The following is a 12,974-nucleotide window of genomic DNA, read 5'->3' on the forward strand; positions in this document are numbered from 1 at the left end:
GCTGGCGCCGCTCGCCTGAAGGACAGACCTATNAGTTCGGCCACAAGCTGTATTCGATCTTCTTCAAGACCTATACCGAGAAGGTCTGGGGCATGCCGTGCGACACGATGTCGGCGGACTGGGCTGCGCAGCGGATCAAGGGCCTCAGCCTTGGCGGCGCGGTGCTCGACGGGCTGAAGCGCTCGCTCGGGCTCAACAAGACGCCCAATGACGGGATGCAGACCAAGACGCTGCTCGAGAGCTTCCGCTATCCGCGGCTCGGGCCGGGGATGATGTGGGACGCGGCGCGCGACAAGGTGCTGGGGCATGGCACCACGATCCTGATGGGGCATGCGCTGAAGCAGCTGGCCGAGGATTCTACCGGTCGCTGGCGCGTCACCGCGACCGATCGCGACGGCGCGACCGTCACGATCGATGCGGGCCATGTGATCAGCAGCGCGCCGATGCGCGAGCGCCTTCTCGCTCGCGGTCAGCATCGTCANGCCGAGGATTCTACCGGTCGCTGGCGCGTCACCGCGACCGATCGCGACGGCGCGACCGTCACGATCGATGCGGGCCATGTGATCAGCAGCGCGCCGATGCGCGAGCTGGCGGGCCGGTTGCACCCGTTGCCGACGACGTTGCCGCAGGCGAGCGCGCTCCGGTATCGCGATTTCCTGACCGTCGCGCTGATGATCAAGTCGCCCGACCTGTTCCCCGACAACTGGATCTACATCCACGATTCGAAGGTGAAAGTGGGCCGCGTCCAGAATTTCCGCAGCTGGAGCCCCGAGATGGTGCCCGATCCGGACATTGCGTGCGTCGGGCTCGAATATTTCTGCTTCGAAGGCGACGGCTTGTGGGCGTCGAGCGACGCCGACCTGATCGCGCTGGCGACGAAGGAAATGGCGATCCTGGGCTTGKGCGATCCGGCGCACGTCACCGGCGGCGYGGTGGTGCGGCAGGAGAAGGCGTATCCGGTGTACGACGAGGACTATCGCGACAATGTCGACGCGCTGCGCGAGGAGATCGAGGCGCGGCATCCCACGCTGCACTGCGTCGGCCGCAACGGAATGCATCGCTACAACAACCAGGATCACGCGATGATGACCGCGATGCTGACGGTGCGCAACATCCAGGCGGGGGCCCGGATCCACGACATCTGGAGCGTCAACGAGGACGCSGAATATCACGAAGTGAAGACGAGCTGATCGNGGGCGATCCGGCGCACGTCACCGGCGGCGCGGTGGTGCGGCAGGAGAAGGCGTATCCGGTGTACGACGAGGACTATCGCGACAATGTCGACGCGCTGCGCGAGGAGATCGAGGCGCGGCATCCCACGCTGCACTGCGTCGGCCGCAACGGRATGCATCGCTACAACAACCAGGATCACGCGATGATGACCGCGATGCTGACGGTGCGCAACATCCAGGCGGGGGCCCGGATCCACGACATCTGGAGCGTCAACGAGGACGCCGAATATCACGAGGCGGGGAACGAGGGCGAGCAGGCGGGGATTGCCGCGGCGCTAGGGAGCGTGCGGGCGGTGCCGGAGCGGCTCAAGGCGGCGTGATGGGGCGACGCTTACATCATTTGTGAGCACCACGCCGGCGAAGGCCGGCCCAGTCGGAAAGGGTGTAGTAACAGCGCAATGCCCTTCGTTAGCGACGTTCCCCAACTGGTCCCCGGCCTTCGCCGGGGTGGCATGAGTGGGGCTATCGCTGGAACGAGTACGGCATGACGGATGATGTCCCACCCTCCCCAACCGAGCCCCCGGCCGCACGCCTCTGGCCGACCGTGCTCGGCGGCTGGGTGCTTGCCGCGCTCGTCCTCTGCCTTGCGTTCGCAGGCGCCATCGCAAGTCTCCGCTTTCCCGATCCCGACGACGCGATGCGGCTGCTCGAAGTACGCGACTGGCTTGGCGGGCAGAGCTGGTGGGACGTCGGCCAGCACCGGCTGAACGGGGGCGACTTCGCGATGCACTGGTCGCGGCTGGTCGACCTGCCGATCGCCGCGGCGATGCTGGTGCTCGACCCGTTTTTAGCGCCCGCTGCGGCGAACCGGATCGCGATGACGGTCGTGCCGCTGCTCACGCTGCTCGCGCTGATGGCGCTCGCCGCCGACCTGACGCGGCGCGTGAGCGATGTCGAACGCGCCAAGCTCGCGCTGCTGCTCGCGCCGCTATCGATCCCGCTCGTCTATCAGATGCGACCGCTGCGGATCGATCATCATGGCTGGCAGGTGGTGCTGGCGATGGCGGCGACGACTCTGCTCGTCGGGCGTGCGACGGCGCGGAACGGGATGCTCGCGGGACTGGCGCTGGCGACGCTGGTGACGATCTCGCTCGAAGGGTTGCCGGTTGCCGTCGCGATTACCACGGTCGCAGCGCTCGCCTGGGCGTGGGAGCCGTCGCGGCGCGCGTTCCTCGTGGGGCTGGCGACGTCATTATTCGCAGCGGCGGTGCTGCTGCATGTCGTGACGCGCGGCCCTGGGATGTTCGCCGCGGTGTGCGATGCGGTGTCGCCGGCGTGGCTGGCCATGCTCGGCGTCGCGGCTGTCGGCCTGTCGATCGCGACGCAGTTCGGCGCGCGATCGCTGGCAATTCGGCTCGGGGCGCTGGCGGTAGCCGGCCTGGCCTGCGCGACGACGTTGCTGCTCGTCGCCCCGGACTGCCTGCGTGGACCGTTCGCGACGCTCGATCCGCTGGTGTACCGGATCTGGTATCAGAACGTGCCCGAAGGGCTGCCGATCTGGCGACAGGATGCGGGCTGGGCGGCGATGACGATGGGCTTTCCGATCGTCGGAGTGATCGGGACGGGTCTTGCCTGGCGTCGCGCCGGCGGCACGGCGAAGATGCGCTGGGCGATCCTGCTCGCCATTCTGGTTTTCGCGAGCGCATTGTCGTTGCTGGTGATGCGGACGGGGGCGACCGCGAATGCACTGGCGTTGCCGGGTGGCGCCTGGGCCTTGCTGGCGATGCTGGAGCGGACGCGGCGGATCGGGCCGGTGCTGGTGCGCACGCTGGCGACCGCGGGCGCGTTGCTCGCCGCGTCGCCGGGGCTCGTCGCCGGCGCGCTGTTCGCCGCGACACCGGGATCGACGGCGCATCCGTCCGTCACCAGGTCGAACGCCCCCCCCTGCCAGGGCGTCGCGGATGTTCGCGCCCTCGCGCAACTCCCGGCGAGCACGCTTTTCGCGCCGATCGACGTTACGCCCGAGATCGTCGCGATGACGCACCACCATGCGATCGCCGGCGGCTATCACCGCAACACGCACGCGCTTCACCGCGTGATCGCGGGCTTCACCGACACCCCCGAGGCCGCACGCGCAGCCATCATCGCAAGCAGCGCCACATATCTCGTTGCCTGCCCCGGCGCGGTCGAGATGGATATCTATCGGGACGCGGCACCGGGCGGCCTCTGGGCGCGACTCGATCGCGGCGAGCGATTCGCGTGGCTCGTCCCCGTTTCGATCCCCGGGTCGTCGGTTCTTGCATGGCGCATCAACAACTCGTCGCGCGCACCCTTGTCTGGAGCGCCCGTCCGCCCCTAGGGTCCGACGATATGAATACTCAGGGGGAAACGCTGCACTGGTGGCAGACGCGGGGCTTCGTCGTCGCGGTGGCGCTCGCGTCGATGATACCGTTGCTGTGGCCGGAGATCCCGCCGCTGGTCGATCTGCCGGGACATATGGGGCGGTACCGCGTCCAGCTGGCGATCGGCGAGAATCCCTGGCTTTCGCAGTGGTATACCTTCCGCTGGCAGATGATCGGCAACCTCGGAATCGACCTGTTGATCGAGCCGCTCGCGCCGATCTTCGGGTTGCAGCTGGCGGTCAAGCTGATCGTGATGGCGATCCCGGCGCTGACCGTGACGGGGCTGCTATGGATCGCGCGCGAGGTGCATGGGCGCATTCCGGCGACTGCCTTGTTCGCGTTGCCGCTCGCCTACAGCTATCCGTTCCAGTTCGGGTTCGTGAATTTCGCGCTCGCGATGGCGCTCGCGCTCAACCTGTTCGCGCTGTGGCTGCGGATGGGGCGGCTCGGGCGCACCACGTTGCGGACCGCGATCTTCATTCCCGTCTCGTGCCTGTTGTGGCTGTGCCATACGTTCGGCTGGGGCGTGCTGGGGGTGCTCGCCTTCTCCGCCGAACTGATCCGCCAGCACGACATCCGCCGCGACAGCGATCCCAAGAGCTGGGCGCATGGCTGGTTCAGGGCGTTCGTCCAGGCGGGGCTGAACTGCCTGCCGCTCGCGCTGCCGATGGTGATGATGGTGGTGTGGCGATCGGGCGACCATGTCGGCGGCAAGACGCAGGACTGGTTCAACTGGCGCTGGAAGATGAACTGGATCACGATGGTCCTGCGCGACCGCTGGATGGCGTTCGACATCGCATCGGTCACCGTGCTGTTCGTGATCCTGTTCCGCGGCGTGCGCGACCAGACGATCGAATATTCGCGCAACCTGGGGCTGTCGGCGCTGTTCCTGGCGGCGGTGTACGTGGTGCTGCCGCGGATCGTGTTCGGGTCGGCCTATGCCGACATGCGACTCGCGCCGTTCGTGCTGGCGATTGCGGTGATCGCGCTGCGGCCGAGGCATGGGCTGTCGTTGCGTGGCGCAGCGGTGCTGGCGGTGCTGGGGTTTGCGTTCTTCGGCGTGCGGTTGGCCGGAACGACGATCAGCTATCTCATTTACGACCGCAGCTACGACCAGGCGATCGCGGCGATCGATACCGTCCCCGAGCGCTCTCGCGTCGTGTCGTTCGTCGGGCGGCGGTGTCGCGACGACTGGGCGTATTCGCGGCTCGAGCATGTCCCGGCGCTGCTGCTCGAGCGGCGCCTCGCCTTTACCAACGACCAATGGTCGATGGCCGGCGCGCAGTTGCTGACGACCAATTACGCGGCGGCAAGGGGCTTTGCGCACGATCCGTCTGAGGTGGTGACCAATATCCGGTGCCGCGGCCAGTTCTGGCGGCCGATCTCGCTGGCGCTGGCGAAATTTCCGCGCGATGCGTTCGACTATGTCTGGCTGATCCACCCGCAGCCGTTCGATCCGGCGCTGGTCCGCGACCTCACGCTGATCCGGCGCGATGGCACGAGCCTGCTCTACCGCGTCAACCGGGGCGTCGCGGGTCAACCGGGTGCTCGCCCCGCCGGAACGGAGTAAGCTCGCCGAGATACTCCTGCTGCTCGGCGACCGCCTCGCGCTCGCGGACGAGATAGTCGGCGATCGCGCGGCGGAAGCTCGGGTCGGGGATATAGTGCGCGGAATAGGTCGCGACGGGGGCATAGCCGCGCGCGAGCTTGTGTTCGCCCTGTGCGCCCGCCTCGACGGTCTGCAGGCCACGCGCGATGGCGGCGTCGATCGCCTGGTAATAGCAGAGCTCGAAATGGAGGAAGGGCACTTCCTCGGTCGCGCCCCAATAGCGGCCGTAGAGCGTGTCCGCGCCGATCAGGTTGAGCGCGCCCGCGATGGGGACGCCGTCGCGCTCGGCGAGGATGAGGAGGACCTGGTCGCCCATCGTCTGGCCGATCTGGTCGAAGAAGCTGCGCGTGAGATAAGGCTGGCCCCATTTGCGGCTGCCGGTGTTCTGGTAGAACACCCAGAATGCGTCCCAGTGCGCTTGGCTGATCTCGGCGCCGACGAGGTGGCGGATCGTCAGGCCTTCGACCGCGGCGGCGCGCTCCTTGCGGATCGCCTTGCGCTTGCGGCTGGCGAGGACGGCGAGGAAATCGTCGAAGCTGGCATAGCCGTCGTTCTTCCAGTGGAACTGCGTGCCCTGGCGGATCAGCCAGCCGGCCGCCTCGAACAGAGCCACCTCGTCGGGGTCGATGAAGGTGGCGTGCGCCGAGGACAGCCTGCTCTGGTCGGTAACGGCTTCGAGCGCGGCGATCAGCGCGGGGGCTTGTTCGGGATCGCGGAGCAGCAGACGCGGGCCGGGGACCGGGCTGAACGGCGCGGCGATCTGGAGCTTGGGGTAATATTGCCCCCCTGCCCGCTCCCATGCGTCGGCCCAGCCCTGGTCGAAGACATATTCACCCTGGCTGTGACTCTTGGCGTAGGCGGGCGCGATCCCCGCGGGCTTGCCGTCGGGGCCATCGACTACCACCGGCAGCGCCTGCCAGCCCGAGCGGCCACCGACGCTTTTCGAGGCTTCGAGTGCGGAGAGGAAAGCGTGGCCGATAAACGGGTTGGCGGTGCCGGAGCACGCCTCCCAGTCCTCGGCCGCGATCGATGTGACGCCTTGGGCGATGCGGGCTGTGACGGCGTTCATCCGCGACATTTGGGGTGGCGAGCGGCCGATAGCAAAGGCCGGGTCGCGCTACCGTTGGGAAAAGGCGACGGTAAGCACACTGTTCTCCCGCGAAGGCGGGAGCCCAGGACCGCGAGGGATGCGCTTGGCAACCCTGGGCTCCCGCTTTCGCGGGAGAACAAGGGTCAGGCGGAAACCTGGACGATCGCGTCGATCTCGACCGCGGCGCCGAGCGGGAGGACGGGGACGCCGACCGCGGAGCGCGCATGCTTGCCGGCATCGCCGAACAGCGCGACCATCAGGTCCGAGGCGCCGTTGGCGACCTTGGGCTGGTCGGTGAAGTCGCCGGTCGAGTTGACGAACACGCCGAGCTTCACGATCCGCTCGACGCGCGCGAGCGTACCGAGCGCCGCCTTCATCTGCGCGACGAGCATGAGCGCGCAGAGCTTGGCCGCGTCCTGCGCGTCGTCGAGCGAGACACCGTCTCCGACCCGGCCGGTGACGAGCTGTCCGTCCTTGAACGGCAACTGGCCCGAGATGTGGAGCATGCCGTTCGCCAGCACGGTCGGGACGTAGGACGCCACGGGTGCGGCAGCCTGCGGAAGGGTGAGGCCCAGCTCTTCGAGCTTGCGGTCGATACGATCGGTCATGGGGTCGGTATCACCACAGCGGTGGGGGATGGGTCAAGGGACTCTGCCACCGTCAGTTTCGCGAAGACGGGACGCCGTGGCGAGACCCGGCCGCCCCGATCAATCCTCCCCCGCCAGGGGGAGGTGGCGCCGGAGGCGACGGAGGGGGCGGACACGGAGCAGATGTTTCGCTTACCGCCCCCTCCGTCAGGCTGCGCCTGCCACCTCCCCCTGGCGGGGGAGGATTATTCCGGGCGCGTCAGGCGTCCGCCGGCAAACCCGCTTCGAACCGGGTCGCGATCCAGTCCGCGGCTTCGCGCCAGTCGTCGATGCGCGCATGTGCCTCGGGCGCCTTCGGGACGTTCACCGCCAGCGTCGGCTCGGACACCATGTGCAGCCGGTGTACCCCCGGGGCGTGCTTGGCGACCGATTCGTGGTGCACTGCCAGGTCGTCGACGAACACCGTGACCGGGTTGCCATATTCCGCGACCAGCCGCGAGACGGGCGTGCCCTTGCCGCCCTGGTTGCACTCGACCCGGTGCGCGATGCCGAACTTGGCCAGCTGCTCGATCCGCGGCTGGCGGCATTCGTCCTGGAGGTTGGTGAGGATGACGATGTCCGCCACCTGCGCCAGCCGCTCGAGCGCCTCGACCGCATGCGGGACCAGCGTCTGGCGGTGCATCTCGGCGGGGAAGAACTCGCCGAGCATCGCCCACATATCCTCGCGCGAGGGCGGTGGGCCACCGTCGCGGCGGGTCATCGCGGTCGAGAAATCGCCGTGCTGGATCGCGAAATCGATATCGTGGCGCTCGTCGAGCCAGACGCCGAAATGCTTGACCATGTGCAGCAGCACTTCGTCGCAATCGCTGATCAGCAGCGGCCTCATGCGTCGAGCTCCATCCGCGCGCGAACCAGCGCCTCGGGCTTTACGCCGAGCGATTCGGCACAGGCGATCAGGTCCGGCTCGTGGTTTTCGAGAAAGCCGAGCGCGGCGGACAGCACGCTCGGGTCGCTCGCCCGCGCGCGCAGGTCGTGCGGCTCGAGGCCGGTGACCGACAACAGCCGCATCGCGCGGTCGGGCTCGACCAGGGTCCATACCAGCGCGCGCAGCGCGAGCGCCTCGGCGTCTTCGTTTGAATCGCGGTCGCGCATTGCCTATCGTGCCCTCTTTCCGGATAAGGTGCGGCGGTGACAAAGAAGGTGCTCGTTGTCGAGGACAACGAACTCAACCTCAAACTATTCTGCGATCTGCTGCGTGCGCACCAGTTCTCGGTCGAACCCGTGCGCGACGGCCGCGACGCGGTGGCGCGCGCGCGCGACTTCACGCCCGACCTGATCATCATGGACATCCAGATGCCGCACGTCACCGGCTATGAGATCATCCTCGAACTGAAGGCGGACGAGGCGTTGCGCGCGATCCCCGTGATGGCGGTGACGGCCTATGCGGGCCGCGACGACGAGGAGCGGATCCGCGCGGCGGGGGCGGATTCCTATGTGTCGAAGCCGATCAGCCTCGCGCGGTTCATGGACGCGGTCGGGGCGCTGGTCTGAGAGGGGGGGCGGTCCATTGAGTTTGACCCGGCATGCCGCGTCCACCCCCGTCCTGTGCCTTGCCCCACTCCCGTTCGTGCTGAGTAGAGACCGAGTAGCTCCGCAAGGAGCGTATCGAGGGCGCGTGCCGAGGCACGCGTTCCGCGCGCCAACCTGTCCTTCGATACGCCCTCTCGATACGCCGCCTATGGCGACTACTCGACGGCTACTCAGGACGAACGGAAGGTGTACCTCGCCCCTCTCGCTAGGAGCGGGCCCTAGCGGCACGAGATCCCATCTTTCGCTGGGATGACGGAGTCTTCAACGCACAAACGCCAAAAGCCGCGGGGGATGCCCGCGGCTTTTCGGATCTTCGCAATCAGTCGGCGGCTCGCACCACCGGCCGGATTACTTGATCTTGGCTTCCTTGAACTCGACATGCTTGCGCACGACGGGATCGTACTTCGAGAAGGAGAGCTTCTCCGTCTTGGTACGGGGATTCTTCTTGGTGACGTAGAAGAAGCCGGTGTCAGCGGTGCTGAGCAGCTTGATCTTTACGGTGGTCGGCTTGGCCATGAGCCCAATTCCTATGGCTTGAAAATGCGAAAGCGGCGAACTCGCGCCGCCGCTCCATCAGGGGCGGCGCATGGCGGACGGCTGCGGCGAAGTCAAGCTTTACCCCATCGTCGCAGGGGAATCACGCGCATTTAACCCGCTATTCACCACCCGGCGCGCAGAGTAACGTCAGATAAAGGCAGGAGCGGGATCGTGGGGCAGGCGCTGGTTCGAATCGACGACATGGTCGCGGTGAAGGCCGATCTGGCCGCGCGAATCGCGGCGATCGACGTCCGCGCGCCCTATTCGCGCCCCTGCGACATCGCCACCGAGATCGACGCGATCCGCGTGATCGCGCACAGCAATGGGCTGAACCCGGCGGTCACCGTCGCGCACTTCGTCGATTCGGCGCTGTCGCGCGGCGAGCATGGCGCGCTGGTGCATGGCTGGCTGGCGATCCTGCGCGACGCGGTCGGCTGCGAGCGGCAGGACGTCCAGGCGTGCCACGCGTTCGCCGCCGCCTGCTCGGTGCGGCTCGCTGGATAATTCATGGACGCATTGATGGCGGCCGTCGTCGCGGCCGCGCTCGCGCAGGTCGGCGATCGCACCGCATGGCTCGCCGCGATCCTGTCGGACCGGTATGGCAGCCCCGCGCGGATCATCGCGATGGCCGCGCTTGCCCTGCTCGCCGCAAGCGGGCTCGCTGCCACGCTGGGCACGGTGATCGGCCCGAAGCTCGCGCCCAATGCGCAACAGCTGATGCTCGCGCTTGCGCTGCTGCTGCAGGGCGGCGGCGCATTTTTCCCGGCCAAGGCGCCCGACCGGCTCGACCGCTGGCGAATCGGTGCATTCGCGACCGCGATGCTCGGTCTCTTCATCCTCGCGTTCGGCGACGGGGTGCAGTTCATCGTCCTGACGCTGGCCGCACGCACGCCCGTCCCCGCGCTCGCCGCGGTCGGCGCGACGATCGGATCTCTCGTCGTGATCGTCCCCGCCGCGCTGATGGGCGAGGCGGCTTGGCTGAAACTGCCGCTCAAGCCGCTGCGGATCGCGATCGGCGGGGTGTTCGTGCTGTTCGGCCTCGTCTTCGCGCTCGGTGCATTGCGGCTCGTCTGACCCGAGCCGGGCGCTGGCACCCTGCGCTGTCCCGGTCCGATCGTTACGGATCAGGAACCAACTGGTTGTGACACCGGTTGAGTGACCTTACCACATTGGAGGCCGTCATGCTGAAGCTCGCAATCACCTTTCTCGTCATCGGTGCCGTGCTCGCGCTGCTCGGCTTCGGCGGCATCGGCGGGGCGTTCATCGGCATCGCCAAGATCCTGTTCTTCATCGCGATCGCGCTGTTCGTGATCTTCCTCGTGCTCGGCCTGCTCGCGGGCAAGGGGATCAAGAACGCGATCGACTGAGGCGCCTCGCTTAGATCGGACCATAACGACCGTCGCCGGACCCTCCGGCGGCGGTCGTTTCGTGTCTGCATCCCTTCGGGTAAGATGCGCGTTCAACGACGATGCATGCCTTTGCCGCCCTGCTCGACTCCCTTACCTATACCCGGTCGCGCAACGCGAAGCTGAAGCTGATCGCGGATTACCTGCGCGCGACGCCCGATCCCGATCGCGGTTGGGCGATGGCGGCGCTGACCGGTGATCTCGACCTCAAGGGCGTGAAGTCGGCGGTGATCCGCGGGTTGATCGAGGAGCGCGTCGATCCAGTGCTGTTCCGGATGAGCCGCGATTATGTCGGCGATACCGCGGAGACCGTGGCGCTGCTCTGGCCCGAACCCACGGTTCCGGTCGATCCCACGCCTTTGTCGATCACCGACGTGGTCGAGCGGCTGGCGGCGTTGTCGCGCGCGGATGCCCCCGCCGCGCTGGCCGACATGCTCGACCGGTCGGATGCCGAGGAACGGTTCGCGCTGCTCAAGATGGCGACGGGCGCTCTGCGGATCGGGGTGTCGGCGCGGCTGGCGAAGACCGCGCTTGCCGACGCGTTCGGGCTCGATGTCGATGCGGTCGAGGAGGTCTGGCACGGGCTCGATGCGCCGTATCCGAGCCTGTTCGCGTGGGCCGAGGGGACGGGCGAACAGCCGACGCCTGCCGATGTGCCCGTGTTCCGGCCGTTCATGCTCGCGCACGGGCTGGAGGATCTGCGCGTCGATCTGGCCGACTATGCCGCCGAGTGGAAATGGGACGGGATCCGCGTGCAGATCGTCCATGTCGCGGGTGAGACGCGGCTCTACAGCCGCACCGGCGACGACGTGACCGCCAGCTTCCCCGAGATCGCCGCTGCGTTCCGGACGCCGGGGACAGTCGATGGCGAGTTGCTGGTGAAGGGCGAGCATCAGGGCGGTACGCTGGAGGATGGCGGGGGTGCGGCCAGCTTCAATGCGCTCCAGCAGCGCCTCGGGCGCAAGACGGTGTCGGCGAAGATGCTGGCCGAGTATCCCGCGTTCGTACGGCTCTACGACCTGTTGATCGATGGCGAGGAGGATCTACGCGCCCTGCCCTGGACCGACCGGCGTGAACGGCTGGAAGCGTTCATGCCGCACCTCGATCCCGAGCGGTTCGATCTGAGCCTGGTGATCGACGCGGACGACTTCACCGCGCTGGAGGCGATCCGCGCGACCGCGCGCGACGCGGCGATCGAGGGCGTGATGCTCAAGCGCCGCGACTCGCCTTATGTCGGCGGGCGTCGTGCGGGGCTCTGGTACAAATGGAAGCGCGATCCGCTGACCGCCGATTGCGTGATGATGTACGCGCAGCGTGGCTCGGGGCGGCGTTCGTCCTATTATTCGGATTACACGTTTGGCTGCTGGACGGAGGAGGGCGAACTGCTGCCGGTGGGTAAGGCGTATTCGGGGATCACCGACGAGGAGTTGAAGATGCTCGACAGCTTCGTGCGCAACCATACGCAGAACCGGTTCGGGCCGGTGCGCGAGGTGGAGAAGACGCTGGTGCTGGAGATCGCGTTCGATTCGCTGCATGATTCGAAGCGGCACAAATCGGGCGTGGCGATGCGCTTTCCGCGGATCGCGCGGATCCGGACGGACAAGCCCGCGGCGGAAGCGGACCGGATCGAGACGCTGAAGCGGATGATTACATAATCCGCGCGTCATCGAAGCGGGCGGCATTGCGGGGTATCGCCGCCGATCTTGGCGAGCGTGAGGATGGTCCGGTGAATACAACGAAACATCCCCGCACGGCGGCGGCACGACGGTGGCGGCGTGGCGTGTGGGTGAGCGGTATCCTGTCCGCGATCATCGTGCTGTTCGTCTATCTCGCGGGGTATTTCGACCGCGATCCGGTGCATGTGTACCCGGCGATCGGCATCCACGCGTCGGGCGCGCCGCCGATCGCGGTGGTCAATTTTTCTGGCGACATGGGGCTGCGGTTCCTGCTCGGCGCGTCGACTTCGCGTGGGCTGGCCGAGCATCGGATTCCGGTCGTCGGGATCACCACCCCTGCGCTGTTCGCGCGCCATCGGTCGCGGGAGGAACTCGATGCGATCGTCGCGGACGGGGTTCGCGCGGCGCTGGCGCGGACCGGGGCGAAGCGGGTGGTGGTGATGGGCCAGTCCTACGGCGCGGACATCGTCCAAACCGGGCTGGCGGATCTGCCGGCGTCGCTGCGGCCGCGCGTTGCGGGGATCGTGTTGATCCTGCCGGGGGACACGGTGTTCTACCGCGCGGATCCGTCGGGGCTGCTGTACGATCACGGGACGCCCGACAGCATGGGGGTTTCGACGGGCAACCGGCTCGATTGGGCGCCGCTCACGTGCATTTACGGGGTCGAGGAAACCGACAGTTTGTGCCCGTTGCTGAGCGTGGCCGGCGTACGGAAGGTCGGGATGCCTGGGGGGCATAACATCCATCATGATGCGGATGGGCTGCTGGGGCATGTGCTGGCGGCGATCGAGGCGGTGGCACCGGGGACGGAACGCGGGTCCTGAGGGGGCGCTGGCCTGTGCCTTGGTCTCCAGCGGTGGCAGCGGAAGCGCGCCACACGGGGATACCCCAGCTTTCGCTGGGGT

13 protein-coding genes and 3 pseudogenes are annotated in these 12,974 nt (G+C 67.4%); 11 read left to right on the top strand and 5 right to left on the bottom strand.

Going from position 1 to position 12,974, the window contains the following annotated elements:
• Positions 1–33 precede the first annotated feature (33 nt).
• The 5 genes and pseudogenes from ASF00_RS18645 to ASF00_RS16500 all read left to right on the top strand — a co-directional run.
• Positions 34–481: pseudogene (locus tag ASF00_RS18645) on the top strand (FAD-dependent oxidoreductase); the annotation flags it as partial.
• A gap of 1 nt (position 482) precedes the next feature.
• Positions 483–1,175 (top strand): annotated as a pseudogene (locus ASF00_RS18160) (FAD-dependent oxidoreductase); the annotation flags it as partial.
• 19 nt (positions 1,176–1,194) lie between these two features.
• Positions 1,195–1,552 (top strand): annotated as a pseudogene (locus tag ASF00_RS16490) (FAD-dependent oxidoreductase); the annotation flags it as partial.
• A 164-nt stretch (positions 1,553–1,716) separates the two neighbouring features.
• Entirely contained in the window at positions 1,717–3,531 is a 1,815-nt protein-coding gene (locus ASF00_RS16495) for a hypothetical protein (protein ID WP_055881844.1), read from the top strand.
• A gap of 11 nt (positions 3,532–3,542) precedes the next feature.
• Positions 3,543–5,144, top strand: coding sequence for a hypothetical protein (locus tag ASF00_RS16500; RefSeq protein WP_055882414.1), 1,602 nt, complete (start codon positions 3,543–3,545; stop codon positions 5,142–5,144).
• On the opposite strand, the gene ASF00_RS16505 is transcribed toward ASF00_RS16500, so the two are convergent.
• From ASF00_RS16505 to ASF00_RS16520, 4 genes are all read right to left on the bottom strand, one after another.
• On the bottom strand, positions 5,092–6,252 hold the full coding sequence (locus tag ASF00_RS16505; RefSeq protein WP_055882417.1) for a GNAT family N-acetyltransferase: 1,161 nt from the start codon (positions 6,250–6,252) through the stop codon (positions 5,092–5,094). The two genes, ASF00_RS16500 and ASF00_RS16505, sit on opposite strands and share 53 nt — an antisense overlap.
• A 164-nt stretch (positions 6,253–6,416) precedes the next feature.
• Positions 6,417–6,881 (bottom strand): RidA family protein, encoded by a 465-nt coding sequence (locus tag ASF00_RS16510; protein WP_055881847.1) that lies wholly within the window; start codon positions 6,879–6,881, stop codon positions 6,417–6,419.
• Between the two features lie 238 nt (positions 6,882–7,119).
• Entirely contained in the window at positions 7,120–7,746 is a 627-nt protein-coding gene (locus ASF00_RS16515) for a hypothetical protein (protein WP_055881851.1), read from the bottom strand.
• Positions 7,743–8,012: a DUF3572 domain-containing protein gene (locus tag ASF00_RS16520; RefSeq protein ID WP_055881855.1), complete on the bottom strand. Its 270-nt coding sequence runs from the start codon at positions 8,010–8,012 to the stop codon at positions 7,743–7,745. The genes ASF00_RS16515 and ASF00_RS16520 overlap by 4 nt, the downstream gene beginning before the upstream one ends.
• A gap of 36 nt (positions 8,013–8,048) precedes the next feature.
• On the opposite strand from ASF00_RS16520, the gene ASF00_RS16525 reads away from it, so the two are divergent.
• A complete protein-coding gene (locus tag ASF00_RS16525) occupies positions 8,049–8,411 on the top strand; it encodes a response regulator (protein ID WP_055881859.1) in 363 nt (120 codons plus the stop codon).
• A 387-nt stretch (positions 8,412–8,798) separates the two neighbouring features.
• Here ASF00_RS16525 and rpmG read toward each other — a convergent pair whose 3' ends face one another.
• Positions 8,799–8,966: a 50S ribosomal protein L33 gene (rpmG, locus tag ASF00_RS16530; RefSeq protein WP_055881863.1), complete on the bottom strand. Its 168-nt coding sequence runs from the start codon at positions 8,964–8,966 to the stop codon at positions 8,799–8,801.
• A 192-nt stretch (positions 8,967–9,158) separates the two neighbouring features.
• Between rpmG and ASF00_RS16535 the strand changes: the two genes are divergently transcribed.
• The 5 genes from ASF00_RS16535 (at position 9,159) to ASF00_RS16555 (ending at position 12,893) form a co-directional block, all read left to right on the top strand.
• On the top strand, positions 9,159–9,491 hold the full coding sequence (locus ASF00_RS16535) for a hypothetical protein (RefSeq protein WP_232090185.1): 333 nt from the start codon (positions 9,159–9,161) through the stop codon (positions 9,489–9,491).
• Between the two features lie 3 nt (positions 9,492–9,494).
• Positions 9,495–10,061 carry a TMEM165/GDT1 family protein gene (locus ASF00_RS16540; protein ID WP_055881868.1) on the top strand — a complete coding sequence of 189 codons (567 nt, stop codon included), beginning with the start codon at positions 9,495–9,497 and terminating at the stop codon, positions 10,059–10,061.
• 107 nt (positions 10,062–10,168) lie between these two features.
• The gene (locus ASF00_RS16545) at positions 10,169–10,354 is read left to right on the top strand and encodes a DUF1328 family protein (RefSeq protein ID WP_055881870.1); all 186 of its coding nucleotides are present in this window, start codon (positions 10,169–10,171) and stop codon (positions 10,352–10,354) included.
• Between the two features lie 101 nt (positions 10,355–10,455).
• Positions 10,456–12,048 (top strand): cisplatin damage response ATP-dependent DNA ligase, encoded by a 1,593-nt coding sequence (locus tag ASF00_RS16550; RefSeq protein ID WP_055881873.1) that lies wholly within the window; start codon positions 10,456–10,458, stop codon positions 12,046–12,048.
• 71 nt (positions 12,049–12,119) lie between these two features.
• The gene (locus tag ASF00_RS16555; RefSeq protein ID WP_055882424.1) at positions 12,120–12,893 is read left to right on the top strand and encodes an AcvB/VirJ family lysyl-phosphatidylglycerol hydrolase; all 774 of its coding nucleotides are present in this window, start codon (positions 12,120–12,122) and stop codon (positions 12,891–12,893) included.
• The last annotated feature ends 81 nt before the right edge of the window (positions 12,894–12,974 follow it).

Source organism: Sphingomonas sp. Leaf34, assembly GCF_001421805.1.
In the GTDB taxonomy this organism is placed as follows: Bacteria; Pseudomonadota; Alphaproteobacteria; order Sphingomonadales; family Sphingomonadaceae; genus Sphingomonas.